The 26,330-nt window shown below is 61.4% G+C and carries 20 protein-coding genes, 1 tRNA gene and 1 pseudogene; 7 read left to right on the top strand and 15 right to left on the bottom strand.

Features of this window, described 5'->3' with window-relative positions:
* Positions 1-795 precede the first annotated feature (795 nt).
* The 7 genes from VEC11_RS08485 to VEC11_RS08455 form a co-directional block, all read right to left on the bottom strand.
* Positions 796-3,699: a hypothetical protein gene (locus tag VEC11_RS08485; RefSeq protein WP_464130276.1), complete on the bottom strand. Its 2,904-nt coding sequence runs from the start codon at positions 3,697-3,699 to the stop codon at positions 796-798.
* Positions 3,696-6,647 (bottom strand): hypothetical protein, encoded by a 2,952-nt coding sequence (locus VEC11_RS08480; protein ID WP_464130275.1) that lies wholly within the window; start codon positions 6,645-6,647, stop codon positions 3,696-3,698. Before VEC11_RS08480 ends, VEC11_RS08485 begins: the two co-directional genes overlap by 4 nt.
* 14 nt (positions 6,648-6,661) lie before the next feature.
* The gene (locus VEC11_RS08475; protein WP_464130274.1) at positions 6,662-9,805 is read right to left on the bottom strand and encodes a P-loop NTPase family protein; all 3,144 of its coding nucleotides are present in this window, start codon (positions 9,803-9,805) and stop codon (positions 6,662-6,664) included.
* The gene (locus VEC11_RS08470) at positions 9,802-11,547 is read right to left on the bottom strand and encodes a hypothetical protein (RefSeq protein WP_464130273.1); all 1,746 of its coding nucleotides are present in this window, start codon (positions 11,545-11,547) and stop codon (positions 9,802-9,804) included. Before VEC11_RS08470 ends, VEC11_RS08475 begins: the two co-directional genes overlap by 4 nt.
* Positions 11,544-12,710: a hypothetical protein gene (locus tag VEC11_RS08465; protein WP_464130272.1), complete on the bottom strand. Its 1,167-nt coding sequence runs from the start codon at positions 12,708-12,710 to the stop codon at positions 11,544-11,546. The genes VEC11_RS08470 and VEC11_RS08465 overlap by 4 nt, the downstream gene beginning before the upstream one ends.
* A gap of 365 nt (positions 12,711-13,075) precedes the next feature.
* Positions 13,076-14,239 (bottom strand): ComEC/Rec2 family competence protein, encoded by a 1,164-nt coding sequence (locus VEC11_RS08460; protein ID WP_464130271.1) that lies wholly within the window; start codon positions 14,237-14,239, stop codon positions 13,076-13,078.
* A 477-nt stretch (positions 14,240-14,716) separates the two neighbouring features.
* Complete coding sequence (locus VEC11_RS08455) at positions 14,717-14,929, bottom strand: helix-turn-helix domain-containing protein (protein ID WP_464130270.1); 213 nt, start codon at positions 14,927-14,929, stop codon at positions 14,717-14,719.
* A gap of 1,030 nt (positions 14,930-15,959) precedes the next feature.
* Between VEC11_RS08455 and VEC11_RS08450 the strand changes: the two genes are divergently transcribed.
* From VEC11_RS08450 to VEC11_RS08440, 3 genes are all read left to right on the top strand, one after another.
* Positions 15,960-16,754, top strand: coding sequence for an NYN domain-containing protein (locus VEC11_RS08450; protein WP_464130269.1), 795 nt, complete (start codon positions 15,960-15,962; stop codon positions 16,752-16,754).
* Positions 16,755-17,212: 458 nt separating this feature from the next.
* Positions 17,213-18,592 carry a hypothetical protein gene (locus tag VEC11_RS08445; protein WP_464130268.1) on the top strand — a complete coding sequence of 460 codons (1,380 nt, stop codon included), beginning with the start codon at positions 17,213-17,215 and terminating at the stop codon, positions 18,590-18,592.
* Between the two features lie 317 nt (positions 18,593-18,909).
* Positions 18,910-19,203 (top strand): hypothetical protein, encoded by a 294-nt coding sequence (locus VEC11_RS08440; protein ID WP_464130267.1) that lies wholly within the window; start codon positions 18,910-18,912, stop codon positions 19,201-19,203.
* Between the two features lie 113 nt (positions 19,204-19,316).
* On the opposite strand, the gene VEC11_RS08435 is transcribed toward VEC11_RS08440, so the two are convergent.
* The 7 genes from VEC11_RS08435 to VEC11_RS08405 all read right to left on the bottom strand — a co-directional run bounded on the left by VEC11_RS08435 (position 19,317) and on the right by VEC11_RS08405 (position 23,957).
* Entirely contained in the window at positions 19,317-19,880 is a 564-nt protein-coding gene (locus VEC11_RS08435) for a hypothetical protein (RefSeq protein ID WP_464130266.1), read from the bottom strand.
* Position 19,881: 1 nt separating this feature from the next.
* Complete coding sequence (locus tag VEC11_RS08430) at positions 19,882-20,976, bottom strand: tyrosine-type recombinase/integrase (protein WP_464130265.1); 1,095 nt, start codon at positions 20,974-20,976, stop codon at positions 19,882-19,884.
* A complete protein-coding gene (locus VEC11_RS08425) occupies positions 20,973-21,449 on the bottom strand; it encodes a hypothetical protein (RefSeq protein WP_464130264.1) in 477 nt (158 codons plus the stop codon). The genes VEC11_RS08430 and VEC11_RS08425 overlap by 4 nt, the downstream gene beginning before the upstream one ends.
* A 1-nt stretch (position 21,450) precedes the next feature.
* Positions 21,451-21,687 (bottom strand): helix-turn-helix transcriptional regulator, encoded by a 237-nt coding sequence (locus VEC11_RS08420; protein WP_464130263.1) that lies wholly within the window; start codon positions 21,685-21,687, stop codon positions 21,451-21,453.
* A 70-nt stretch (positions 21,688-21,757) separates the two neighbouring features.
* Complete coding sequence (locus VEC11_RS08415; protein ID WP_464130262.1) at positions 21,758-22,426, bottom strand: hypothetical protein; 669 nt, start codon at positions 22,424-22,426, stop codon at positions 21,758-21,760.
* The gene (locus VEC11_RS08410; RefSeq protein WP_464130261.1) at positions 22,423-23,709 is read right to left on the bottom strand and encodes a tyrosine-type recombinase/integrase; all 1,287 of its coding nucleotides are present in this window, start codon (positions 23,707-23,709) and stop codon (positions 22,423-22,425) included. Before VEC11_RS08410 ends, VEC11_RS08415 begins: the two co-directional genes overlap by 4 nt.
* Positions 23,710-23,867: 158 nt before the next feature.
* A tRNA-Ser gene (locus VEC11_RS08405) sits at positions 23,868-23,957 on the bottom strand.
* 204 nt (positions 23,958-24,161) lie between these two features.
* Between VEC11_RS08405 and hspQ the strand changes: the two genes are divergently transcribed.
* The 4 genes from hspQ (at position 24,162) to VEC11_RS08385 (ending at position 26,196) form a co-directional block, all read left to right on the top strand.
* On the top strand, positions 24,162-24,542 hold the full coding sequence (hspQ, locus tag VEC11_RS08400) for a heat shock protein HspQ (RefSeq protein ID WP_464130260.1): 381 nt from the start codon (positions 24,162-24,164) through the stop codon (positions 24,540-24,542).
* Between the two features lie 114 nt (positions 24,543-24,656).
* Positions 24,657-25,172 (top strand): 50S ribosomal protein L21, encoded by a 516-nt coding sequence (rplU, locus tag VEC11_RS08395; protein ID WP_464130258.1) that lies wholly within the window; start codon positions 24,657-24,659, stop codon positions 25,170-25,172.
* Between the two features lie 25 nt (positions 25,173-25,197).
* On the top strand, positions 25,198-25,467 hold the full coding sequence (gene rpmA / locus VEC11_RS08390) for a 50S ribosomal protein L27 (protein WP_464130257.1): 270 nt from the start codon (positions 25,198-25,200) through the stop codon (positions 25,465-25,467).
* Between the two features lie 171 nt (positions 25,468-25,638).
* The gene (locus VEC11_RS08385) at positions 25,639-26,196 is read left to right on the top strand and encodes a GNAT family N-acetyltransferase (RefSeq protein WP_464130256.1); all 558 of its coding nucleotides are present in this window, start codon (positions 25,639-25,641) and stop codon (positions 26,194-26,196) included.
* Here VEC11_RS08385 and VEC11_RS08380 read toward each other — a convergent pair.
* Positions 26,193-26,330, bottom strand: a pseudogene (locus VEC11_RS08380) (IS5/IS1182 family transposase); the annotation flags it as partial. The gene VEC11_RS08385 and the pseudogene VEC11_RS08380 overlap by 4 nt on opposite strands.

Below are 26,330 nucleotides of genomic sequence, written 5' to 3'. Positions count from 1 at the left end.
TGAGAAGGAAGGCGTCCATTCAAGGCACTCAGTCAAACGTGCACATTGAAGGTAAGTAGGCATAGGAGGCCATATTTATGCGCCGCCTACGAGTTCCATACCGGCAGTTGGACAGGGGCCTGCTAGGATTGTTGCGAGTTGAAGAAATCGTTCGCGGTGCCATTCAGGCCGGACCACCACGGCCTTGGCGAAGGCGCGCGTGCCTGTGTCATTCAGGGCTATGGAGACATCACACTACGAGTGTGAGGAGGTTCGTGCGGACACAGGCCGCCACCGTGACGAAGGGCACTTGGATAGAGCGGCAGATTTGAGTGCCCTCGGCTAATGCTAAGTCATCCCCGATATCGACGCCACTATAGTGTCGATCCCAAATACACCTCATCAAGGACGGCGCCTGCGGTTATTGGCTGGTGCGGCCTGGACGCGTCCCCTCCTCTTCCCTGCATCGCTCCTCGGCACTTGAAAACTCGATGAAGACGGTATCCCCGTAGTCTATCGGAGCTCCGGGGTCCGCGCAGGCGCCAGGCTCGTTCGAAACCCGCATTGCAGGAAGATCACCGGCGTAACGATCGCGAATTTCTGCCAAGGTAGGGGGGCCACCCGGCCATTCCTGCCGACTAACCAAGTACCGAACCCTCGTTAGGTTATCTTCTGAACTCTCAACACTGGGCATCTGGGCGTCCCGCCAGATTGCCACGCCGAGCACTAATACCAACAAGAACTGAGCCGGCAAGGCGAGCCGCCAACTAAGCCATTTGCGAGGAGGCCTGAGCTCGTCTTTCGGCGGATCAAGCTTCAGTTTGAACATGTCCGCCTTCCGGTCGCAGGCTCGGAACGCAACCATGAAATTAGGGAGCCATTGCGGACCAACAGTCGCTCGGCGAGAATTGCCGCCGGGTTGGGGCCAGAGCCGCCATTAACCTGCGTCCTGGCCTGAATGTTGATCGCCACAGACAGGGTACGCAACGGCGATGTGAATTTCACGTCGGAGGCGCAATAGCGTCCCACCACGAACACGACCACGCCACCTTCCGGCGCTTCGTTGGCCCGTCGTTCGATCAAATCAGGACTAAGCCCCGTCAGTGTCTCGTTCGGCCCGAACTGGAGACCACCATTGCCCCTCTGCGCACGTGCCGCGTTGATCGCCGCAATCGCAGCCAACACCTCCTCAGTGCGGCGGTTGCTGTAGGGTAGCCGGCGATCCGCTGCGAGACGCGGCAGCGCCGCCTGCGGTGTCTCACTTCGGCGGACCGCAACCTCCAGCCGGCCCTGCCTCATGACCAGGATCCGACTCTGGATGAGCGTATTGACCAATCTATTGATTGGCGACCGATCCGGCTGCGCGACGGCGGGGGTGCCCGTCTTTGCAAAGACACGAAAGACCTGTCCAGGAGGAACCGGCACTCCATTCAGGGCCGCACCAACCCGGCTCGCTGTTCCGTCGCCGCCCGCGGCCTGGCTCATTCCCGATAGAAGCGCATCGCGTACCTCTGGCCGGACCGGCCAGAATTCCAGACGCTGCTGACTCGGCTGATCGTCGACAACTAAGCGAGCATTTATGGCGCGGCCCGAGACAATCCGGGCATAGGCTTCTGCCAGCTTCACCGTTGTCCAGCGCGCATTCCCGCCGCCAAGCATGACCATCACATAATCGCGGACTCTCTGTGCCGAGCCTAGGCCGAAGCGTTCCCGGTCCGGCGAGACGCTCGCGAAGAACCGGTCCAGATCATGGTCCCGGTTGCCTCCACCGAGAATAGGCTGCCATATCATCGCGTCGTAGATCGGTGGACCCGTTTCGCCGGCGACGGCATCCATTCCGAAATGATGCTCGAGCCAATCGATCCAACTCGCTCGGCTTTGCTCGGACCCATCGCCGTCCCTGCGCTGCAGGTCCCGCAAACGCATTGGGAGGCCCTCGACGCCGAGATATCGACGCGCGAAATTCGTAGTCGGTCCGATTGGGCGGAAGACATAGGCGGGCGCCTGCCCATAACGTCGGGTTCCCGGACATGCCTCTCCAGCCACTCTCAATGAAAACACATCAAGCGGCGCAAGTGGCCGTGGGGTCGTGGGACCTAGGGGAGCGAAAATACCTTGGGTATCCCGGACCGGATCGGTTCGGGCGGCGGCCAGCACAATTAGGGCGGCTCCAAAGCGATTGCTTGACTTTCGCAGGAAGCGATCGAAGTCCACCATGCCGTCGCCGACAAGGTCACCGATTGAATCAGACAGTTCGATGCCCAAGATTGTGTGGATGCGACGCTTGCCCCCATCTGCCGGGTCAAGAGCAGTGCCGCTGATGCATAGATTTCGAAGGTCGGGGAACCGCCCAAGGATAGCGGTCGCGACGGGTACCTTTGCAGCAGATCCTATCGGCAGGGCGACGAAATTCTGGTTCCGGGCCAGCGAAGAGAAACGCAGGTCCGGTCGCTCCTCCAGAAGATCTGGCGTCGGGAAGCTCCCCAGCGCAAGCAGCTCGCCGTTTGAAGCGTCCATGACCGTGACGGCTGCAGGAAACAGATCGTCTTCACTCCGTCCTAATCCCGCGCGAAGCTCATCGACATAGGTCCGAAGCTTTGATTCCACATCAGCCTGCATGGCCCGATCGAGGGTTAGTGCGATGCTCCGTGAGCCGTACTCGCTTCCCCAGCCATCGCGACCGACAGCCCAGCCCATCGCTTGGGATATCTCCTGCGCCAAGTCATGGAGCTCTGGATTTATGATGCGAGCACCGAAGGCCCGGTGGCGAGATATGAACGAACGTCCATACGCAAGCTGTGCGGTCAGGACCGGGTTGGGATTGCCTCGCATCCGGAAGACAATCCTGTCCTCGTCCGAGAGTGGATAGGAAACGCGTTCTTCATCTTGAGAAGCGGTGCTGCCGCGCGATTGGCATGATCTCGGAGCGTGGCCAGCAGTAGTGATCGTTGCCTCGTGCGTGCGGCTGCCATCGCAACGTATGAGAATAACCGGCCGATTGCCGATCATGCTCAGTGTGGCGACCACATTCTCCTGATTGTCGCGGAACGCGAATCCGCGGTCTGTGATCCCGGACGCCTCCGCGGTATCAATCGCAACCACTCCCCCGTCATCTCCATGTTGGTGTCGATAGAGGCTCGACAGGAGAAGTTCCCGAGTGACGAGACTGTCCCCGCTGCCAGCGGTGAGGATCAGGTAGGGGTCGCCCAATTGCTCGGCGTCCGAGGCGCCGTCTCGAAACGAGAGATTGCCTCGCCAGCCTCCCTGCCAGGCAAAGGGGTCCTGCAGGTTATGAACATTTGGATTGATGCTCAGCAGGCGTCCTCCTTCGAATCGCCATAGGCCGGGCGCCGCCGAGGCAAGGTCCTGACCAAGATAGGACCCGCGAACGAAGCGAAGGACATCAGGGTTGGCCGCGGCCTCTGCCGACAAAGCGACGCCTGGCTCTCCCGTGACAGGATCCTCGACGCGGACCAGCCAATTTAGCGGAATGAAGCCCTGATTGATGATGCGCGTATAGCTAGTCGCACTAAGTGTGGCGCTTTGCTCCTGTCTGTCGCGGGCAAGCGGACTGGGCGCGGCGAGTACAATCATTGCCGTCAACAGGATCAGCAGCACCGGGAATGTGGAAGCGGCGCGCGCCATAAAGGAGGGTCGCGGACGTTTCTCGGGTTGCTCCGCAGGCAGGGGATGCAGGATCAGTCGGGTTGGCTTTTTCATGTTGCCCCTCGCGATCGCCTAACAAAGCCCACGAAGGCCATGGCGACGAGGACAGCGCCTTCCAGTAGATCGCTGTGCGACAGGGTCGCCATGAAATAGACGTTTCTCCCGGTGAACGGGACCAACAGCATATTGGCCAAGATCATGTAGGCTGCCGCACCAAAGACCGTCCACACTGCCAGAACTGACGTTGTCGGCAGAAACCCTCCCCGCCCACTGACGCGCTGAGCACCAAACGCAGCCGCGCCCAGCATGAGAATGAACATGGCGGCCCCCGATCGTCCAAAAGGCGCGATCAGGTGAACGGCGCTCACATTGTCATCGGTCTGAACACGCCGAAGATCAGAGATATCTGCCTGATAGGGGAACCCTCTGCCGCCAACGCTGGCGGTGAAACTGGCGAGCAGGAAGCGCCATCGTCTGATTTGTTCGGCGCTCGTAGTCCCGGCTTCATTTAAAGCGTCTGAATCAACGATCGCGTCGACGCGCCAATCGTCGAGGCGCCTGTCGTTAGCGGTCCTAAGACTCGTCAGTAGCTGCTCTCTATCGAGGGGCGTCTCTGCGCTGGCCTCCTGAGGCAGATCCCTGCCCGCCGAAGAAAGGCTAGCCACGCCGACTACAACTGCAAACGCAGCTATAGCGCCCACCGCCGGCGCACGCCAAAGCGCTTTCGTCCACCCCCCCCAACGCGCGCACGCATAAGCTGCCGAAATTATGATCAGGGGGCCCAGATAGACGAGTGTGAACCCACGGTCGGCGACGATCCTTGGGGCCAGATAGAAAAGAACCATGACGACGATCGCGGTCCAGACGCCGGTCCAGATCGGGGAGCCTGACGCGGGACTGTGGCGCGCCGCATCAAACAGGCCAGCGACAATGAGGAGCGCGGCCGGCAGATACACGACGGTGATCGCGATCCCCGTCCCGTCCGGGAGGTAGATTCTCTCCTGGATTTGCAGGAAGTAGTACAGGCCCGCGCGAATGGCGAAGAGTGACAGACCCAGAAAGACGAGACCACGGATACGACGTGGTATGTGCAGTAAGCGCGCTACGGCCTCCGCCCCACTACCGAGACTTCGCCGGGTCGAGGTACGCTTGCGCGATAAGGGACCGCCATAGCGAGCGAGATGCCGGAATGAGCGCCAGATCCGAAGCGCTCCCTCACGACGGAAAAGAAACGACCATGCCCGCACGCCAAGTGGCCGAAAGGTGCCTACGACACCGGCGGCGATAGCAGCGGCCAGGAGAAAAAAACTTGCGCCATATTCGCGCGCGAGGAGCAGGGAGATGACAACCAGCGCTACGCCGGCCGGCGCATAATCGAAACGACCCGGCCTGGAGCCGGGGAACAGAACTGCCATGGCAAAGGGAACCAGGCAGTAGCCGATAAGAGAGTCCGCGAGCACTGTCCTGAGGTCGATCTGTGGATCTAGCACTGCGCTTCCGATCGACACGAAAGCCCGGAGGAGCAGCATGACCTGAAGCGCGAGTGTCAGGATCAGAGCGGCAGGGCTGTCTCTCCAGATCATGAATTGCAGGACGCCAAACAGACACGCCCAGAACGCCACGATAATGAGCAAAATCATGGGAAAGCTGAGGCGGTCGACAGCCATGGAAACGGACCGACCGCCTTGGTCAGCGGTACCGATCGAGAACTCCTGATTGCCTGCGCGAGTAACGTTGACAGAAGCAGAGCCGCCGACCTGGGGCAACAGGCGATCCGAGGCTCCAGCGTTGGTAAGCGCTCTAGGGAAAATGAGGCTGCCGACTCTGCCACTTCCGGGGGCAATCGCCGCGGCAAGACGTCCGCCAATGGCGTCAAAGTGGATGATGTTGCCGGGTTGCTCGGTGCCGGTCTCTGCCCCAGCGAGGGCGATGACGACTGGAGCATCCAGCCCGCCTTGCTCTAGCCGTGCCGCTGCCAGGGCAAGATCATCTCGCTCGATTACCCGGATCGGCTGCAGCGCAAAGCCGAGCGTGATACGGGTGGCATCCAGCTGCAGATTCAGGACTCGCCGGCGGATCAGGGAACTCAGCCGCTCCGCCTCAGTCAAATCAACGTCGGGCCCAGCATAAGATACTTCCCATAAAGTCAGAGTCGCCCCGGATGAGATATCCGGAACAGGGCCTTGGGCACTCGTGGCGGTCAGCCGCGCGGCACCCTCGGGCCTGCGTGTCTCAAGCACCGCATCCTCGTCCAGCAAGGCAAGGAACAACTGGGGCCTACCATCGCGAAACAAAAAGCTCCGCACCGGCTGACGCGTACTCGCGTCGCAGACGAAGCGCGATCGACAAACGTCTTGCTGGGCGTCGGCCCGCCCCTCCCATGGCCGTCCATAGTCCCGAACGGGGAAAATCACCTGCGATGGACGAGAATTGGACCGGCCGCGGGTGCGGAACTCAGGCAATGATGCATCACTTCCCTCGATCCGAAGACGGGAGCCCGCAGCATCGATCCGGTACCAGGTAGCGTTCGGCTCCGCGCATTGCTGCACGCAGAAGCGATCACCGGCTTCCAAGGGATATGTCCCAAGGAATGTGCTGGCTCCATTCTGGCTGACGCTTGCCATCCCCGCTTCCGCTGCGGGCCTTTGCCCCTCCTCATTCGGTTTCCCCCGGCGCGTCGGAAACGCATTGACCCGGCCGTCAGACCGGATGCGGACAAGTTGGGGGGGCAATCCTGTTACGTGGATGTCGTCCAGGCTGCGATCGCCGCCCAGCCAGATCGGCGAGGGATCCTCCCGACTGAAACTTGAGGATATCAGCCTCAGGCGCACGTCGCCGAATGCAGGGGCATTACGGTCGACGACCGTGAGTGCGATCAACGGTGGAAGAGCCACCGCAATCAGGAGGCACAAAGTGCGTGTGATACGATTCGAGAATGCGGCGATCGCAGCAATCACAGCGACCGCAATCAACATCCAGAAAGCGAAGAAGCTCAGCGTCATCGATCATATCCGGGCTAAGTCGCAATTTCCGTCGCCTTGCGATCCCTTCCGTGCTGCGGCTGGACGAACTTTTGGAGCGTCTCCCAAGATCTCTTGTAGAAGACGTGGAAGCGCCAGATCACAGCCAGCAAAAGCAAGGAAAACAGCAAGGCAAGCACGGAACCACCCAAGACCGCGAGATCGTTGGCCAATGCCAGGAAATCCGATCCGCGCAGATATTTGCCGTATGCTTGGAGCAGCGATTCCCTCTCGCTGCGTGGCAGCGCCTGGCGCTCGGTGGATACGATCTCGTCCGCCAGTTGACGCAGGAATTCCTGATCAGATGCCGGTGCCCGCTGCGAAGTGTCCCAACGTGCCAGTGTTTCGTCAACAGCTCGAACGTCACCACGTGCAAACGCGGCCCGGATCTGACGGTCCGCGGTCCAGACGTCGCTGCCCCCAACTGAAGGGCGACCGATAGCTCGCAGCGCCGCCTCCGCGACATTCCTATGTTCGGTGTCGGTAAACACTGCGGCCATGCGGACTTCGCTAAGCGGCCGACCCAGGAGTGCACCCGTGATCATGTAATTGGCGGCAAGTGGGTGATCGCGAGGGATATCGTTCTTGATGCGTCCAAGCCGATTCATGAGCCGTGACAGATCGCTTGAAGGCCCAAGATCTCTAGCCGCATCGAAGCCGCGAATGTGCGCGGCCAACGCATCGGCCCAGAGGCTGGCAGTGTTAAGAGATGCGGGAGTGCGGAGCGTCTCGAAATCGAAAAAACCGCCTGTTTGATTAGAGGTCAGCAATATCCTGCGCGAGTTGGAGCCGGTTGTTCCCTGCCGTCCTCCCGAGGCAGGTTGGTCGCCCAGAGACGGCAACATCCCCAACGCCACATCGAAGTCAGCTATTGCGGCACTTGTGTTCTGGCCGCCCAAGTACGCGATGCCGCGCGCGTAACGGGTAGCAATAATGACTCCGAGCATGCGGCCTTCACCCAGCCTCGTTCTGGGCGGCGCCTCTCTCTCCAACAAACTTAGGACTGAGCCAAAGCTGGTCGCGGCCCCTCCAAAGTCACCCATGCGGAGCTGCACGAGACCGATATGATAGCTGATAAACGCGCGCTCTCGATGGACGCCATTTTCGTCAGTCGCTGCATATTCCGTGTTCATTTCGGCTTGCAGACGATTCAGGCGCCCAATGAACGCCTCCCCGACATCCCGGGATATCGTCGCTGGCTGAGCCTGCAGCTCGGCCAATATGGTGGTGAATCTAGGCCTGACCCGTCTGGTCGGAGCCACCGTGAACATCTCCCCGGCCAATGGCACCTCCGACCACGGGCGCACATCCGCGATCAGAAACCCGGTTGCAAAGCGCTGATTGGCCGCCCGCAGCCGTGCCACCTCCACCGGATAGCGAGGCTGAGGCGTCAGGTCGTAACCCCCGGCACCACCGTTCCACCAAACCCAAGTGGCCTCGGCCACGCCAGTGGAATAGACCGTAAAGAGAGCTAGGATAGCCAAGAGGCCCCCGACGAACTTCTTGGCTGCCTTTGGCTGCATTTTCAGCATTCGGCGATACAGCCGAGCCATCAGGCTCCGGCGAGGCTGAGTTAGTCCAAAACCCTTTTCCTCAGCGACTTGAAGTGCAGCCTCGCGAGCAGCCGCAAGCTCCCACTTGGGGGCGGATCCGCGAAAGAACGCGACGAAGCGGGCAAAGCCAGTCTTCTTGATCGCCGCTACGTTACGCTTCGCGAATTCCAGCCAATCTATGACACCCGATACCCCGTAATGGGGCACATCATCATATTTGATTTTTTCGCCTTTGATGACGTCTGCCGTCGAAATTGCCCCGTAGCACTTGCGCGACTGCCCCTCAAAGGAGGTAACAAAATCAAATCGATACCAGTCAAAGGTCGAGCTGATACCCTTAAAGATGCCGGGCTGACATACCGACAACGCCTCCGTTGGAACGTCATCCAGAATGTCTCTCGGATGCCCGTCGAGCTCGGCCCGCAATGGGACGATTGGCGAGGCGTCGGAGAATACCTCGTCGGCCTTCGAGATCGCTACGTAGATGAGCGGCGCGTAGGTCCTCGTCGCAGTCCCGCGTATGGCGGCTTTCTGCTCATCGTCGCTCATCGAGTCGAATTCCTCGGACGTAATCCCTAGTCGCCTCAGCGGCCCGACGCGTGCGACCAAAGTGTCAATGTTGCTAACGAACCGGTTGAGTTGGGCGCGCGCTTCAGCAAGCACGTCCGCCCCGTCCCTGGCCGCCTCCGGCAATTCCAGTCGCTGTTCGAGATCTGCAATCAGAGCTTGCAGAGCTTCTCGTCTCTCCTCGACTTCGTCGCGTTTGCGTCGGGCTTCCAGATCAGCGAGCCGTCGCTCCTTCCTGCTCCTTGACGTTTCTCCGGGATTGGCCTGATCGCTGCCGCTCGCGTTGCCCGGGAGATTATCAAGTTCATCCTCGGCAGCGGCGAGTTGATGGATGATGATCTCGTCTATTGGTTCGGCGCTGCCGAAAACCAATTCGGCGGGTAACACAAGGATCAGAGCGTCACATGCGGCAATCGCATCGGCCATGTTGCCCCGCATGCGACCAGTCACGGCCGACTTGAAGCGCTCACCGGGCAAATCAAAGAGGACGAAATCCCTCTCCGATCCGTCATCGAGACCCTCCAGGGCCTTTGTTTCCCACTCCTCCTGCGACATGCGCGTAAACTGGTGGTAGGTTGGCCAGGTGGTTTGTCCGACCGGCTCCTCGTCATGAGGAGGATCGATATAGAAACGTCTGTCGTCCTCGATCTGGAAGTTCGCGTAGCTGTACTTCAGTCGGTTGAGGAAGAAGGTCTTGCCTCCGCCCGGAAAGCCGATCAGGCCAACCTTGAAGATCCTCTTGCCGGCAAAATGTTTGATCGCATCGCCATCAAGGTGGTTTGGGGGAGGAACCGTTGAGCCGCCTCCGCCGCCAACCCCCTCCCCGTGCGGCGGGCCGCCGCGAACACCCTCCTCCGGCCCCGCTGCGGCGTCAGCTTCCGCCGACCCGTCTTGGTCGGGGCCAGCATATGTTAGGTGCGGAGGCTGCATCGGTCGGGTTGACCGGACCGGCAGCTTGAATTGCTTGCCGAGAGGGGCCTGTTCCGGTTCGGCGCCGTCGCCGTCTTCAGGATCGTTCATTTGGGTTGTCCAGCGAGGCGGGCATTGGTCAGACTGTGAAGCACCAGGAGATGCGCGACCGCATCAGGGCTCCTCTGCGTCGGTTCGCGTAAGCCGAGCGGGGAGGGAGACTGGCTGAACGCACTGCTGATTTCCGCACACCAGGCACGAAGCGGTGCAGCGATACGGTGTCGCCGGAAGAAGGAAACAATGCGGGGGAAAAACCTGAGCGAGGCTACCTTCCAACCAGGAAGTACCTTGGCCTCGTTCGCCATCAACAGATCGCACTGGTGCCGAACGGCGCGAACAAGACGCTTCAGTGTATCTCCTCTAGGCGCTTCGGCAGCGACACGTTCTGCCATGCTGACTGCAGCGCCGAGCAGATCGATCGACGGAGGAGTCAGTTTGCCTGGCTCATAGATTGTGTTGAGCTCGTCCACGAGGGCGAGGGCCGCCTCCGGGGATATCCGGTCACCGGCCTCACTAGAAGTGTCGGCGTGACGGTAAAGCCAGGCAGCGAGCTCTGAAGTGGGTCGACTTCGGTCGAGGGTGTCGACCATGAGACGAATCTCGCTGGGGTCCATCCGGTCGAGGACATCACGATCAAGTGCCCAGAGCAGCGGTTGCTCACGGTTCCCGGGAAGGTGAACCCAAATCCGCTCGATATACTGGCTCAGCATCGGCACGAAGACTTCCCGGTCCGAACTCGCGGTCGAGGAAAAGAACGTGGTGACCGCCTGTGCTACGGCTTCGCGCGCGTCCGGCGCTTCCAGCCTTCCCGTTCTGATCGAAACAAGCTCGAGAACGTCCCAGAAATCGCGACTGTCCAGCTCCCCGCTCAACAGGTCGTAGATTGCGTTGAGAACATTCTCCTGTGGGGGTTGCCCCGGAGTCCATTTTGGCGCCTGAAGCGCTCGTAGAGCAGCTGGCGACAGCGCCGCCCTTTCGACGGGATCCAGCTTGTCGAACAGGGCTACCAGCAGTTCGAGCGAAGGGTCTGCAGCCTGAAGCGGGGTTCGCCCCGGCGCCTTATTTGCCATTGCGACAGGTCCATGGGAAACACTCGCACCGCCTTTCGAACCTGCCGATACGAGTGCAATTGGCCTGAGGCTAAAACGCCCCATCTCCGGGAGCTCATCGGTGCTCGACCAGCTGGGTTGGATGGCCAACCTCTCCCAGGGAATCGCATCGAGCAATTGTTGCCAGTGACGCTCGGTGTCTTCACTGGCCGACAAGGAAACTGGTGACCATGGCGGAGGAGACGAAGCCAGCATCAGTCCCAGCGATGCCAGCTCCGCGGGCGGCGCGGGTCCGGTGCCATCTGACGAGACCGTGCCGTCCCGCAAAGGCCACCGGACGTTCATAGAAACGGCTTCCCATTCATGCAGGGAAGGCGTCGGGATTTCGGGCAGCAGGTGATGCGCCCGCCCGCCGATCGAGCGCATCACTTCTTCTGGAATCAAGACGCCTTGCGCCACCGCGATGGGACCCATCCCACCGGGTCCGAGAAAGGCACCCTTCAGCAGCGCGTAGCGGCCGTCCTTCTCTCCCAGCCAGAACAGGATTTCGAAATGCCTGCGTCCGCCCTTCGCCCACTCCGACAAGGATAAAGCGAAGTCCTCGAGCAGCTCCGCCGCAAAATCGGAAAGACCCAGGTTTCGGGTCCGCAGGCCGTAATCGCGTCCCTGCCGCAGGATAGCAGGTCCGATCGAAACACTTTGAAGGTTCAGTTCAAGTGTCTGCTGACGGCCAGCGACCGTCATGAAGCGCCTCTTCCTCTCAGAGCACCCGCCAAGTTTGCCATTGCCTGCTTCATCTTGGTTAGCGAGTCGCGCAGTTGCGTGAGGGTGGGGGTATTCTCCGCAGGCGCGGCGGGCAGCGCCGCTTGTGAATTGTCGCGGCCAGCCAGCGGATCGGCCGATAGCCCCGGCAAAGCCGCTATCGCTGCCTCCAAGGTCATTCTGGTATCGCGAAGATCGAGCGTGAGCTGCGCAAAGGCGCGACTGGCGTTCCCCTGTTGAAAACGCCGTTGAACGCCAGGCTCACCTATGAAGCTATGCAGATCATCGGTGCGTTCCCGAACCTCGCGCAGGGTTACTGCCAGGCCGGTCGGCGTGTCGCCTTCAAGCTGGGTCACGCGACGCCCGCCGGGGTCGCCTTGCCTGTCGATCATTCCGATCGCGTTATCCAGAGCGTCTTCCGCGGCCTCGAGCTTGTCGCCGAGGTCGATCATCTGTGTATCCTGGATGACAGATGCGGGAGGGTCCTCAGACCCACCGCCAAATGGAGGTAATCCGAGCAGGAACAAGGTCGTAAGGATCGCGAGGATCGATCCGACGATGATCAGGAGTTTCTTCCTCCTCTTCAGGAATCCAGTGATCGTCCGCGGCCCCAGTTTCTCTTCGAGAGCGGTCGGAGCGGGGTTTACCAGCGCTGCATGCCGGGATCCGGAGCCCGCGGAGCTGTTTCCTTGATTGCCTGCGCTGGCCGATGCCCCAGTTTTTTGTCCGCCGGACTGCCTGGGGTCTGCAGGCTTAGGGGGCACAAACTCCTGTCCCGCCGCCGCCGCCGCGGCTGAGGCAACAACGACAATGGCCTCGCGTATCACCGCCAGAGAGCCATCTATCTCTGCGATTCGCGCCTCGACGCTCTCGAAGTGATCGCCGGCGGCCTTGGCGAGTTGCTCAGCCTTCTGCTCCGCCTGTTTGATCCGATACATGACGCCGCTGCCAGCAGCATCAAATCTGGCAGCGACCGCCTTCGTGACTGCCTCTTCGATCTTTGCGGCGATCTCCTTTTTGAGCGCCTGATCGCTAGCCTCGCCGCCTGCCGCGCGTGCTTCGTAGAGCACGAAGCGAACGAGATCAGCTTTCAGCTTCGCGACTTCCTGCGCAAGGAAGTCCTCCGATTCATCGCCGTTCGACATTTCCCCCCCCGAATCAAGCGCATCATTGGACCCGGCACCAGAAAGGTCAACAACCCGTGACCGCAAGTTGGTACAGTGGCAGATCACAAAATAAAACTAGACCTCGTCCAGTAGGGAAGGCGATGAGAGATCCTACTTCCCTTCGTGTTGATCCCGTCGTTACTGCGATGCCAGCTTTCGCCTACAAAACGGACGCGCAGAACAGACAGCAGATCATTCGAGGGTGGTAGGCGCCTTACTCTGGACCCAGCGCGTGCCTGCCAAGTCCGCGAGTTGACGCTATGTAAGTTCACGCGCTAGCCGCCGTTGCTGCACATCGGTGGAATAGTGGCGGAACGGGTAGGATCAGCGACGCGCCTTCGGAATCAGTTGATTACGACGAACTTTTCCCCTGCGTCGCTGGCATAGACGACCACATCTCCGTCCCATCCGGTTGTAAATACCGCTCCCGCGATCATCTCCGTCCGAATGACCGGCGGCCGCGAGTTGTCCAAGGGCCGTCCGCTTATGCCGACAGAAAAAGTACGCGACGGCCGCGTGAACGAGACGCCGTGATGGGCTCTGTCCAGCAATAGAGACAGCGAGGCCCAGTTGGGATGACCGTAATCCCAGGCCGTGCCGTCCAGTCCGACCTCGGCCGGATTACCGGGATCACCGGCCGAGATGACCGCGAGCTCCGGTCTGACAGCTCCAAGAAATCCCAGTGTCGTGCCGTCGCGGGAACCGTGATGGCCGGGCGCCAACACGTCTGCGGCCAGCAGGGGCGACCGGGCACCATATCGCGCCAACATGGTCGGAATGGCCTGACTCGTGAGATCGCCGGTCACGAGGAAGGTGCTTTCACGGAAACGGATCCGCACAACCACGCTGTGATTGTTGCCGTTGGATCGCCATGACTGAGTGCCGGTGACCGATCCCCACAGAACCCGGATATCGGGATCAACCTGAGCGCAATTGACAGGATCGATCCTTCCGTTGCTGAGCCCCGCAGCAGCCGGGATATCGTTTACACTGACCCGCTCCGGGGTGATGTTGTTTGCGGCAGCATAGCGCCATAGGGCACGCTGCCCAGAGATGCCCGAGCCGTTATCTTGGTTGTTCGTCACGACGCTGCGAATTCGGATACGATTCGCCGGGTCCGTGAGGGCTGTGACGCCCAACGTGTGGTCCAGATGCGGATGCGTCAGCACCACGAGATCGATCGTGCGCCTTAAGGCGGGCCTACGAGCGAATAGCCGGTTGAGATAGTCTATCAAGCGCCGCGGATTGTTTCGCGCCCCCTCTTCCTGGCCGCCTGTGTCGACCAGCACCAGACCGCAGCTGAATTCAAACAGGACCGCCTGCCCCTGCCCCACGTCAATGAAGTGGGCGGCCATCCACCTGCCGCCAACCACGCTGACGCCCGACGGCGCCCTGTTGCCCAGGGTCGAACGACTTTCGATCCGAAGACCTTGCCCGGGCTGCGCCTGAGCGGCCGTTCCAAATAATAGCGTGAGAGTCGCCAGCGAGCGCGTGATTGGTCGAAACATTTGCCCCTCCCCCGAGTCGTTACTGGGACGATACTATGTTATGCGCCTTTTCACGATGACCCGGATACCTCACTTCGGCGGCAAGGAATTCTGGTTGGGGGTCGCGACAGTCTTCAACTGCGCCACTCTCCTAGTCGCCTACGGCCACCGGATTTTCGGAGAATGATTGTCATGAGGCCGATTGCTCGCTTGGCCATCGGCGTCGTCGCACCTGCGGCGCCCGCCGTGGCGGTCCAATCTGATGCTGAAGTAAGGCAGCAAATCATTCGGGCCTCGATTGCTTCGTATCCAGGCTCTTGCCCGTGCCCGTACAGCCGCGATCGGGCCGGGCGGAGTTGTGGACGCAGGAGCGCCTACAGCAGACCCGGAGGTTATGCGCTGCGCTGCTATCAAGCAGATGTCAGCGCGGACGACATTGCCGCGTGGCGCCGGACTCACCATTGACGTGTTGGTCAACCACGTGCCGTGAACTGGGGCTCAGCCAGGTCGTTTCAGCAGATCCAGATAGTCCACTTCCAGAGCCTGCGCGAGTTCATAGAGGCTCACGATGGTCGGGTTGCGGCGGCCACGTTCAAGTCCGCTGAGATATTGCTGCGAGAAGCCGGAGCGCTCGGCGACCTGCTCCTGGGTAAGGCCTTTCTCGCGCCGAACGCGCGCGAAATTGCTTCCCACCAACGCCCGCATATCCATGCACAGGGGATGGCGTCCGGACGGCCGATAGTTTATCAACTATAGTATGTACACTCGTCTGTGAGGGAGGGGCATGCTCCGTCCAATTGCCATTGCGGTAGTCATGACAGTCGGGCTCGCCGGCTGTGCTTCCCTTTATCGAATGAGCCCGCGTGGCATTTGCGAAGCGGCCGGTCACCAGCGTGGAACTCAGGAGTGGCGCGATTGCTGGCATCAGCGCCGCGACGAAGCCTTGACTGGGGATCTTGCAATCATGGGCGCAGTTGCTGGCGTAGAGGCGCAGGCAGCTCAAGCTAACGCTCAGCGCCGGGCGAACCCACTCCTCGAAGACAGGCCCCAGCAGCGGCGATGTGTATACTGGACGCCACAGGGGCAGCGCATTCTCGAACCAGTCAACGGTGTGTGCCCACCACGCTACGGCGACTGATGAATTGCCTGAATGCGATTTTGCCGATGGCGTTCACAGCTGTCGGCGTCCTCACTGTTGGCCTCAGCCTTGTGGTCGTGTCGGCTGTCTGAAAGAATATCTGCGACCTAAAGCAGAGGCCAGGGTTCCGGCCCGTCGATCGGGGGCCTCTGACGGGCATCGGGCGAAAAAGACGATCTGCGCGACCATGCGTCTGTATAGGCGGGCCATCCGCCTGCGGCAGAGACTGCATCCGCGAACCGGCTGATTTTGGCCGGAAACGGACTGGCTTTCGGTCGGTCGGGTCGCAAACCAGCCGTCTCTCTGCCGCTAGAGCTAGCCATGGACTCAGACGAGGGCGCTGTAACGCTTCATCGGCGTGGACCCAACGGAGCTTCCCGAGAATGTGAAACTGAAGCGGAAAAGGCCGCCGCCGAGGCGTTCCAAAAAATCGACGTAGCGCATTTTCGAAAACGATTTTCGTTTGCAATTTTGCAAACGTTTTCCCATATACACGCGGAATCCGCCCCTTGAGAGTAGGTTCGCTCGACCATCCAGAGCGTTACCGAAATCTTGGGGCTTTTTTTGTGTCAGGGGAAAACCGTGGCCCGAGAAATCGCGATCATGATCGATGGCGGATTTTTGGCGAAGCGCCTGTCGAAGCTGGTTTCAGAGCCTGAAAAGCTGACACCCTACAAGGTATGCGGAATCATCCGGTCCATCTGCCGGGCGCACGTGAAAAAGCTGACAGATGACGAGGGCGGCAACTGGCATCGCCATATTTATCGCATTTTCTACTATGACGCCCCGCCCTTTCAGGGACAAGCGCATCACCCGCTGACCGGAGAGCAAATCAACTTCGGCAAGTCCGATCTGGCGAAATTCCAAGAAGACCTTTTCCTGCTGCTGCGGAAGCAGCGGAATATGGCGCTACGCCTAGGCTCTCTAAGCAAGCTGGGTGGCTGGACGGTCCAGCACGAGCGAATGGCCAAGCTATTAAGGGCGAAGGCGGCGATCGATGAAATCCACGCCATTGAGCCTGCGGCAGATGGAACTGTGACGCTGACGGCCGAGGCGGTTGCGGATTTCCGTGCGCGGACAGCGGCGTGGCATGCCCTAGAGCCTTGGATGGTGCATCTCGACCTCCGCCAGAAGGGCGTGGACATGCGGATCGGGCTCGATATCGCGTCCCTCACCCTAAAGCGGTTGGCGTCCACCATCATCCTGGTCGCGGGCGATGCCGACTTTGTGCCGGCTGCGAAGCTAGCGAGGCGAGAAGGCGTGCAATTTATCCTCGATCCCCTTTGGCAGTCAGTGTCCGACGACTTGTTTGAACACATTGACGGCCTCCAGACGGTGTTGAAGCGCACCGCCGACAAGGGGCAAAAAGGGGCCGCACCCGCCAACCAACAGGCGTAGGCATCGCCAAAAGACTCGACTTTTTCGTCTCATTTTCGGATTATACGCCTGCGTATGTATTCCACGCGCCACCCGAGTGTCGGCTGATCGATAGGCAGCTGCCACGAAAGGAGGTGATGTGAAATGGCAACGCACGAACGCGGGCGTGATGCTGGCACTGGCCAGTTCATTCCTGTGGAAGAGGCCGAGCGCCGTCCTCGCACGACGGTGGTCGAGACCTACAAGACGGGTAAGAAGGGTCCTAAGAACTAGACCTTCTTAAGCGTTTCGGGTCGCCGGGGTTCCTTCTGAATCCCGGCGATTTGCACGTCAAGCTATTTCGGATCCGGAAAAAAGGGCTGCCGAAGCGTCCCAGTGGTTGACGATCAAGGGTTGACGATCAAGCTGGCTATGATGCCCTACTTGGGGCTTGCAGCGACCTCGTTGCCGCTGAGCTTTGCGGCTGGCATGAAAGCATAATGTCCGTGGTCCTGAACATCTCGGCCTACGCACGAGTTCTCATCATTGATACGCAAGTGGTCTTGGAGACCAAACCACTCGACCAGCTGCCCTGGGCCGAGTTTGGGCAAGGACCCATCCTCCTACTCGTGTGCCGCCAGGCGCAGAGCGAGATCGACGCCAAGAAGAACGATGGTCGTCTGGGCTCGCGCGCACGGAGCTTCAACAAGATGCTCGATAGCTTCTTGGAAACTCGCTTGCCGGCCGAACTGTCCGCTGGCCCACCCCGGGTCGATGTCGCGCTTGTCGCCAATGCAAGGATCGACTGGGATGCGTTGGACGATCTCGATCGCCATGACGGCGACGACCGAATTGTTGCGCAAGCGCTGCACGCGCTGGTCAGCGACCGCGCTCAGCTAGAGCTGCTCAGCCACGATATGCGGCCGCGCGATGGCGCGATCACGCATGGTCTTCGTGCAACCAAGCTGCCCGAACATTGGCTGCGTGCGCCGGAGCCCTCTCCCGACGAGCGGGAGAGGGCGCGGCTCGAGCGAGAGCTTGGGATGCTCAGGACGGAGCAACCCCTCATCGAAGTGCGCGTGGAGGCGATCACGCCGTTGCCTTGGCGCAAGCTGGTTGTGGAACCCGCGTCCGACGAGCAGACGGAAACGATCCAGAGCGCGATTCTGCGAGCAGCGCCCCGACAGGACGGAGAGGACGCGTTCGGGCTCTCGTCGCTTAGCCGAGACTATTCATTCGACGAGCGCAAGAGGAAGTGGCGCGACCGTCTCATAGCAAAGGACCTGCCGGCCATGCATCTCGGGCTGCAGCGACTTCATGCACAGCAGCGCGTCCGGATTACGATCGAGAATGCGGGCCCGATCACTGCCGAGGGCCTGTCGCTGGAGGTCCGTTCCGGCAACACGACGTTGCATTCGAAACCCTACTACGTCTTTGTCTTCGGGAAGCCCGCGCCGTATCCGCGAGCCTTCCACGATCCGCTTCGGCACATGGACTTCGGCCGGCTTGGTCCGGCGTCGCGTCATGAGCCCTTTACCTTCTACATAGAAGAGGAGGGGCCGGGTCCGGTCCTGATATGGTCCTGCTCGTCCTTCCGGCAGGAGAAGTCGTTCGAGGTGGAACTGTCAGTCGAGCTCGGGACGGGCACGAGCGGCAAGGCCCAAGTCGAGGCGGTCGTAACTGCGCGTAACATGAAGGGCGACGTGCGCGCGCAGCTGATTGCGCCGATCGTCGACGCGAAGATGCGCTTCGACGAGGTCGTCGACCCGGCGACACGCCACCTTATTGCCGATCTCGCATTTGACCCTCTCGACGGCATCCAATCCGACGACGATGTCCGGTGGACCAGGAGCGACGGATCTTTGGTGCGGAAGGATTGATTCCAGCTTGATGGACCACAAGTGGGGAGGGCTTGGGCGCCCCGGGAGGGGTCGGACTCGCTAGCTGTCGCGGAGGCGCATCTGAATAAATGGCAGGTTTCGAGGTTGTCCGCTTGACCGCCAATCGGCTAAAATGGGCGCAGAACAGTCGTTTGGCGGGGCATTGCGCGGGGCGCCCGATAGCCTCACCTCCCGTGAAACACCGCTTCAAGAGAGAAATGGCGGCCGCTTATGGCGGACATCATATCCGTCGAACACCGGCTGGCGCGCATCCAAGAGGACTCCTGCGCGGCTCCCAGAGTTGATAGACTTTGCGGATGAGCCGCGAGACACAAATTACGCCGCCCGTGGTGACTCATCATGTCAATGTCCAGCAAGCGCTTGAGACGCTGGATTATGATGAGATGTTGGCGCTCTCCAGCATGTTTCAGCGCTGGGCTCTGCAAGAAGTGAGCTTGAACGGCGAGCAGCGCACGAAACTGATGCAGTGGTCCGCGGATTATGAACAGATCGCGGCATTTGCCGGATCCGGCTGGATTGCCTCCGACCCCAGTGCTGAACCAGATGCGATGGCCTTTACCGCTCGCCTCGAATTGAAGTCCGCTCGCTAGGCGCGTTTTCCAATTGCGAATTCAGGGGCGGAAGCACTTCGCGCGCGCCCGCGCGCGCGAGCCTCCGATAAAGCGCAGGGCTGATCCTCTTGCCACGCGTCTGCACCAGTACGTCACGAAATGGGGTGCGGCTGCGGCGCGTGGCCACCCGGGGCGGAGCACGCGCCCCCGCCAGCCCGGAGACGATCGATCTCGGCCCGGATCACTTCGGTCAACGTCAGGTGGAATTCGTCGATCCGGTCACGCTGCATCTCGAGGATCGGTTTGATTCGGTCGAGTTTGGCCTCGATGATCCGCTTGGCATCTGCATCGTTCCCGGCGATGAAAGTGAGGACGAGGCAGCCTTGGAAGATCTCCCCGTCGGGCAGCGGGGTCTCGAGTGGCCCGGGATAGAGGCGCCACAATTGGTCGTCCCCGACGTACTGGATCCGCGCTTCGTAATCGAATGAGCCAGCGGTGCGAGCCCGCTTCTCGATGGTACGTTCATAGTCGTAGAGATCGATGGGGACGATGAGGTCAGGCGACCAGTATCGGAAGATGATTTCCTCGTCTGCCAGCTCTTGCACGCGCTGCCAATTGCTGCGCAGACCGCCGAGCACCCATTCGCGCCTCTGCGCGAACTCGACATGGATCGAATACCACTCAAACAGCGGCATCTGATAGCCGACGTCGATCATCTTATTTCTCCATCTTGGCGCGGAACCGCGGATCCGTCTTGAGCAGGTCGAACAGGGCGTCGAGCGCCTGCTCGTCAGTGGCCTCCGCGGAGTTCATCGAGAGGATGATTTCCCCCTGCTTCTCCGGGGTGAGCGAGCCGTAATTGGTGAACGTGGTCAGCACATCCTGGTGGGCGAGGTTCTGCGACCAGGCCTTGATCTTGTCGGCGCTGTTGCAGAGGCTCATCCCGAAGCGAGCGATTGTCCGCCGAAGTGAGTGCGGCGTGTAATACGGCATGCCCCCGGCGGCGAGCGCGCGACGGAAGATGGCTCGGATCGGATCGGGGGTCGCCCAATGCTTCCGGATCAGTCGGAGGGGGCGACCCTCGCGAACCGCCGCAATGGCGCGCTCGGTCTGCGGGAAGAGCGGATCATCATCGTCCCAGCCGAGCGTGCGCAGATGGTCGACATAATCGAGGAACATGTCCCGGATGTCGTCGCCGACCGGGAAGAAGAAGGAGGTGAAGGATTTGCCGAACTTGGTGTGCACTTCCCGGCCGTCCTGGTCGATGCCGAGGCGGTCTTGGCGCACATGCTTCAGCTTCAGCGTGATCAACGCGCTGACCCGGGGGCAGGTGAGGAGAGCGCAGCAGATGATCGCGCGATCCCGCAGCTCGACGTCCGTGGTGGCTTGCATGGCACGGACGACCTTCAGCACCTGCTCGAGTTCGGGCGTTGGCTTCACGCGGTGGTCGCGGGCGATCTGCTGGTCATTCCGGGAGAGGTTGAAGAACTTCACGTCTCCGTAGCGGATCTTGTTCCGATAGCCGTCCTGCTCGGCGAGCCAGCGGAAGAAGCGCTGCACGGGCTTCAGCTTGCCCTGCACTGTGGCGCGGTTGGCGGCGCGGCCGTCTTTGCCCTCGAGCAGATGCATCTTGTAGGCGTGGGCGTCCTTGTCGCGCAGCTTGCCGAAGTCGCGGCCGTTGGTGAAGTGCTCGAACGCGACGACGGCGCGCAGCGCGTTGTCGATCGTGATGGGGGCAAGGCCATCCGCCTGCTCGAGGTAGCGGATATAGCGCCGCTTGAGGCGCTCGTTCTCGGGGTTCAGTCGGGTCATTGGTCATTCTCCTTCAAAGGTGCGCTGTGAGATAGGTCGCCGCATTGCGAATAAGGTGCCGTGCCATCCTCGTAGCGCACCCCGAGAGTCCCGCGGTCGCACTCCAGCTTGCCGAGGCTGACCCGACGATAGATGTGCCGCGCGCAGGACGGGCACACGCCGACGAGGTCGACATTCGTGCTCCAGCGCGGCACGACATTCACGACATCGCCGGCCGGGCGCTGCGCACGTTTGCAGGCGACGCAATAGATCTCGCCCGGTGCCAGTGGCTGGCGCGGCTGTTGCCTTGCCTGGATGAAGCGGACGATCTCCTGCGGCGCGAACACTTGCGGGTAAAGGCCCTCGATAGGGCGCAGGCCTTCGGCCTTCCATTTGCGGACGGTCCGGACGTTGACATCAAGGGTACGGGCGAGTTCGTCGGCGGAATAGGTGAAATGCGCCTTGATCCGCCGCACGTCGTGGCGGCGCGACATTCTAGCGGGCCAGCCGGCGCTCGTAGAACGTATCGCACAGGCGGCACAGCTCGTCCGGCGACGCGCCAGCCGCATACGCGGTGATCAGATCATCGATCTCGTCGTCTCGCCAGAACGACCGCTTGCCGATCTTGAGGGGGCGCGGGAAAATGCCGCGGCCGATCTCGCTGTAGATCGTGCCGCGCGAGCGCCGGATCCGGCCGCGGACCTCGGACAGGTTGATCAGGGCGAAGTTCATTTTGGTCTCCTCAGGTGCAGATCAGTGCACTGAGGCCCCGTGGAGGCCGATACGTCCAACCACTCCCTATCTATTGGCTTCGCTTTGGCGCGAATTCGTAGGGAGTGAACATCCAGAGTCCTTCGCCGAGGGGTGTGATGAGCTGCCTCTGGCTCACCTGCTCGACCAGTGTGTGGAGGTCGGTGCGTTCTTCGCCGACCAACGCTAGAACTTGGCGAAGAAATTGCTCAAATTTGCCACCCTTGGTCTGCCTCACAAATCCAGAGGTGTGCATTTCGAAGGCTTCTGCGAGTACAGCGGCTAACCTCTGGCTCTCGTGCTCCGGCCTTCTACCGCGCAGCGGGTAGTTTGCTCTCGCTGCTGCATGCGCTGTTACCAATGCCCGATGATTGCGTGCGACGTTGTCGCGGAGGGACTCCCCGGCGGTGATCGTTATCAGCAGGAACTGACTGTTGCCGTCGAGTGTCTGAACCGCCTCCAGCAGCTTCTCGGAAGCCGCAACGGCCTTTGACAGATTATTCCGCACCGCACCTGCAGAGCTTTGCTTGGCCAGAGCCTTGGTCTGCACATAGGCGCGAACCTCGCTTTCGATCACCCCAAAAAGGGCTTCTTCATCCAGCCGGGTAAAGTCTTGTTTCTCGAGCCACGTTTGCAGCTTCCGTCGCCTCGGCTTCGTCAGCTTCCAATCGATCCAGGGCGGAACACCGGTCGCTCCAGGCTGCTTCAGGTGCCCGGTCATCGCCGTGGCCCGAATAAGAGTTCACTGGCCGGCACTAGGCCTTCCGTCAGAATGTTACTCCATTCGTGAGCGATCTCTCGGCGGCGCTCCATGTAGGCGGCACGGTTGTAAGCCCCCTCGACCTTGTTCGTCGGAATATGCGCCAGCATCAGATCGATGATCGCGCGATCGCTTGCCCTTCCCTCACGTTCCGCAAGCTCGTTCATGATGGTGGAGAAGGCCGCCCGCCAGCCATGGGGCACATGCCGGCCGTGGTAGCCGGAGCGATTATACAGATACCCGATCGCATTCTCAGACATCGGACGATGTGCATGGCGCTCGCTTGGGAAGACCAGCTTGAATCGGCCGGTGAGCGGGCGGATCGCGACCAGCGCCTCCAACGCTTGCCGCGAAAGCGGCACAAGATGCTCGTAGGAGGCATCATCTTTGCGCTCGAGCACAAGTTTCATTCGCTGTGACGGAATGCGCCATATCGGATGGCCATTTGCCATGGCCTCGCCAGTCTCCCAATCGATTCCCTCGAATTCACTCCATTGCGCGCCTCGAAGAACTGCAGGCCTGACGGCTGTTAGCGCAAGCAGCCGCGAGCCGATTTTCGTAACCGGACTTGCGCCCGATCCCTCGACTGTGCGGAGCAGTTGTCGCAACTCGTCGAGGTCAGCAATGGCCGGCTGCCTGGATCGCTTTCGGGCCGGCTTCATTGCCTTGGCCACGATCGCCGCCGGATCGGTGGAGCAAATGCCCTCAGATATCGCGTGGATGAACACGGCCGACATGCGTTGTCGCACGCGCTTCGCAGTCTCCAGAGAGCCCCGTGCCTCGATCTTGCGCAGGGTTGCGAGCACGAGTGGAGCATCGAGCTGGCTGATTGGTATGCTACCCAGCGAAGGAAATATCTCGCGTTCCAGGCTCTTGATCACGTCACTCGCGTGAACCGGTGTCCAACGCTGCTTGTGCATCGCATACCAACGCCGAGCGACTGTCTCAAAGGTCTCCGCATGGTCAACCGCCGCGGACAATTTGCGCCTTAACTGTTCAATAGCCGGGTCGCGGTGATCGCGAAGCAGCCGTCTGGCCTCATCCCGTTTTTGCCGGGCTTCCGCCAACGACACCTCGGGATAGGGGCCGAAGCTCAACCGCCTCTCCTTGCCCGCAAAGCGATACTTCATTCGCCAAGAACGGGAACCCTTGGTCGTAACGTAGAGATACAAGCCGCCAGAATCGCCGAGCTTGTAGTTCTTCGCGCGCGGCTTGGCATTTCGAGCCTTGAGATCTGTGAGCACCGATGCCCCCATTTCGCAGAGCCGATGCCCCGCCAGTGCCCCCAAATGCCCCCGGATCTGGGGGTATCGCGTTGGACGACACTTGACCGCATCTAGGCGAAAATCCGCAGAAATGCGAGGATTTTTAGGACGGAACTGGAGCGATCTCGCGGGGGATGTGGCGGAGAGGGAGGGATTCGAACCCTCGGAACGCTTGCGCGCTCAACGGTTTTCGAGACCGCCCCGTTCGACCACTCCGGCACCTCTCCGCATGAAAGGCCTGGGCCGCCTGGGCCCGCCCGGTCGATTGGAGGCGCGCCTCTAGAGCGATTTCGAGCCGAGCGCAACGCTCGGCGGCTCGGAAATCGCGACAACGCGCATTTTGCAGGAGATACGTCCTGCCAACCCCAGGCTGAGGCGAACCGAGCCCTGGCTCGCTTGCGGGGCCACGCGGCGCACACTAGATATGGGGCATGACGCAGCCCGACATCCTCAACCAGGTCAGGGGCGGCGCGATCCAGGCGCCGCCCGTCGCCCATGCCCGCTTCTCGATCGGGGACGTGGTGCGGCACCGCATGTTCGATTTCCGCGGCGTGATCTTCGACATCGACCCGGTCTTCGCGAACAGCGAGGAATGGTACCAGGCCATTCCCGAGGACATCCGCCCGCGCAAGGACCAGCCCTTCTACCACCTGCTCGCCGAGAATGCGGAGAGCAGCTACATTGCCTATGTCAGCCAGCAGAACCTGCTGCCCGACGATGAGGACGAGCCGGTCGACCATCCCGCCATTGCCGGCATGTTCGAGCCCTTCGACAAGGGCCGCTACCAGCTGCGCCGCGAACGGCGGCACTAGGCCGTTTTTCCTTGCGCTTCGGTTGACAGGAACCGCCCCAGCCTGTAGCGGCCCCTCTTCCCGTGCGAGGCCCTGCCTCGCGCGCCAAGCATTTCGAGTTGAATTGGATAGCCCATGTTCGCAATCGTGCGCACGGGCGGCAAGCAGTATCGCGTCGCCGCCGGAGACAAGATCGTCGTCGAGAAGCTGGCCGGCGAGGCCGGCGACAGCGTCACTCTGTCCGATGTCCTGCTGGCCGGCGACGGCGGCGAGCTGAAGCCGACCGCCGGCCTCACCGTCGCGGCCGAGATCGTCGCCCAGGCAAAGGGCGAGAAGGTCATCGTCTTCAAGAAGCGCCGCCGGCACAATTACCGCCGCAAGAAGGGCCACCGCCAGCAGCACACGATCCTGAGGATCCTGGCGATCGGCGACGCCCCGAAGAAGGCCGCCAAGCCGAAGGCGGAGGCTGGGCCCGCGCCGGAAGCGCCGGCCAAGGGCGGCGCAGAAGCGGCGCCCGAGGCGAAGGCCGAGGCGCCGAAGAAGGCGGCCGCGACCAAGGCGGCGCCGAAGGCGAAGGCGGCTTCGGCCGCCGATGCTGCGCCTGCGAAGAAGGCCTCGACGAAGAAGCCGGCCGCTGGTAAGGCCGAATAAACGGAATTCAGGTTAGAGAAGACCCATGGCACATAAGAAAGCAGGCGGCTCGTCGCGTAACGGCCGCGATTCCCAGTCCAAGCGCCTCGGCGTGAAGAAGTTCGGCGGCGAGACGGTCGTCGGCGGCAACATCATCGTGCGCCAGCGCGGCACCAAATATTATCCGGGCGCGAATGTCGGCATGGGCAAGGACCATACCCTCTTCGCGCTTGCCGGCGGCACCGTCGCGTTCCGCGACGGCAAGCTCGGCCGCAAGTTCGTGTGCGTCGACATGCCGATTAGCGACGCGAAATAGGGGCAGTCGAGGACGGGCTGCCCAGGACGGGGTGGCCCAAAGGTTCTCGAAAGGAACATGTGAGGGAGAGGGTCACCCCCTCTCCCTTTTCTTTTCTCCCTCACAATCCGGTGTCGCGGACCTGCAACCCTCCGGGGCCAGGGACGCGCAGGAGAGCGAAGGGAAAGAGCTATGTTCGCGAGGACGGAAAGACTGTTGCTGAGGCCAGGCTGGAGCGAGGACGCGCCGGCGCTCTTCCACGCGATTGCCGACGAGCGCATCGTCCGCAACCTCGCCACCGCGCCCTGGCCATACAGCATGGCCGACGCCGAGACCTTCCTCACGCGCGAGCGTCCCGCGGGCCAGGCCGCCTGCCTGATCTTCCTCAGGACCGAAGGCGCGCCCCGCCTCGTCGGCGGGATCGGCTTCGGCCGGACGCAGGATGACGAGGTCGAGTTCGGCTACTGGATCGCCCGGCCCTTTTGGGGCCAGGGCATCGCCACGGAGGCTGGCCGCGCCCTGCTCGCCAATGCGCGGGACAGTCTGAGGCTGCCGCGGCTGGTCGCCGGCCACTTCACCGACAATCCCGCCTCGGGCCGGGTGCTGCGCAAGCTCGGCTTCCGGCCGACCGGCGTGACCCGCGGCCGCTACAGCGCCGGCCGGAACGCGATCGCCCCGGCGAAGGAGTTCGTGCTGGAGCTGGCCGACATGGAGGTGGATCCGGCGACGGCCTGCGCGATGGCCGCCTAGGGCGTGGACTCATAAGCTTTGAGCCAGAGTCGTGTTGAGGCGAGTGCGACGGCGGCGAGGAAGTTTCTGGCGAGCTTGTCGAAGCGGGTTGCGACGCGGCGGAACTGTTTGAGTTTGCAGAAGAACCGCTCGAC

This window comes from Allosphingosinicella sp. (genome assembly GCF_035626655.1).
GTDB lineage: Bacteria > Pseudomonadota > Alphaproteobacteria > Sphingomonadales > Sphingomonadaceae > Allosphingosinicella.
This window is presented reverse-complemented; position numbering and strand designations above follow the sequence as displayed.

Bases quoted from the DNA above. Each gene is read 5' to 3' on its own strand.
- VEC11_RS08455 (WP_464130270.1), bottom strand. From the start codon at position 14,929: ATGGATATGCGGGCGTTGGTGGGAAGCAATTTCGCGCGCGTTCGGCGC.
- hspQ (WP_464130260.1), top strand. From the start codon at position 24,162: ATGACGCAGCCCGACATCCTCAACCAGGTCAGGGGCGGCGCGATCCAG.
- VEC11_RS08435 (WP_464130266.1), bottom strand. From the start codon at position 19,880: ATGATCGACGTCGGCTATCAGATGCCGCTGTTTGAGTGGTATTCGATC.
- VEC11_RS08475 (WP_464130274.1), bottom strand. From the start codon at position 9,805: ATGAACGATCCTGAAGACGGCGACGGCGCCGAACCGGAACAGGCCCCT.
- VEC11_RS08385 (WP_464130256.1), top strand. From the start codon at position 25,639: ATGTTCGCGAGGACGGAAAGACTGTTGCTGAGGCCAGGCTGGAGCGAG.
- rplU (WP_464130258.1), top strand. From the start codon at position 24,657: ATGTTCGCAATCGTGCGCACGGGCGGCAAGCAGTATCGCGTCGCCGCC.
- VEC11_RS08415 (WP_464130262.1), bottom strand. From the start codon at position 22,426: ATGACCGGGCACCTGAAGCAGCCTGGAGCGACCGGTGTTCCGCCCTGG.
- VEC11_RS08440 (WP_464130267.1), top strand. From the start codon at position 18,910: ATGAGCCGCGAGACACAAATTACGCCGCCCGTGGTGACTCATCATGTC.
- VEC11_RS08485 (WP_464130276.1), bottom strand. From the start codon at position 3,699: ATGAAAAAGCCAACCCGACTGATCCTGCATCCCCTGCCTGCGGAGCAA.
- VEC11_RS08470 (WP_464130273.1), bottom strand. From the start codon at position 11,547: ATGACGGTCGCTGGCCGTCAGCAGACACTTGAACTGAACCTTCAAAGT.
- VEC11_RS08445 (WP_464130268.1), top strand. From the start codon at position 17,213: ATGTCCGTGGTCCTGAACATCTCGGCCTACGCACGAGTTCTCATCATT.
- VEC11_RS08480 (WP_464130275.1), bottom strand. From the start codon at position 6,647: ATGACGCTGAGCTTCTTCGCTTTCTGGATGTTGATTGCGGTCGCTGTG.
- VEC11_RS08420 (WP_464130263.1), bottom strand. From the start codon at position 21,687: ATGAACTTCGCCCTGATCAACCTGTCCGAGGTCCGCGGCCGGATCCGG.
- rpmA (WP_464130257.1), top strand. From the start codon at position 25,198: ATGGCACATAAGAAAGCAGGCGGCTCGTCGCGTAACGGCCGCGATTCC.
- VEC11_RS08425 (WP_464130264.1), bottom strand. From the start codon at position 21,449: ATGTCGCGCCGCCACGACGTGCGGCGGATCAAGGCGCATTTCACCTAT.
- VEC11_RS08460 (WP_464130271.1), bottom strand. From the start codon at position 14,239: ATGTTTCGACCAATCACGCGCTCGCTGGCGACTCTCACGCTATTATTT.
- VEC11_RS08430 (WP_464130265.1), bottom strand. From the start codon at position 20,976: ATGACCCGACTGAACCCCGAGAACGAGCGCCTCAAGCGGCGCTATATC.
- VEC11_RS08450 (WP_464130269.1), top strand. From the start codon at position 15,960: ATGATCGATGGCGGATTTTTGGCGAAGCGCCTGTCGAAGCTGGTTTCA.
- VEC11_RS08465 (WP_464130272.1), bottom strand. From the start codon at position 12,710: ATGTCGAACGGCGATGAATCGGAGGACTTCCTTGCGCAGGAAGTCGCG.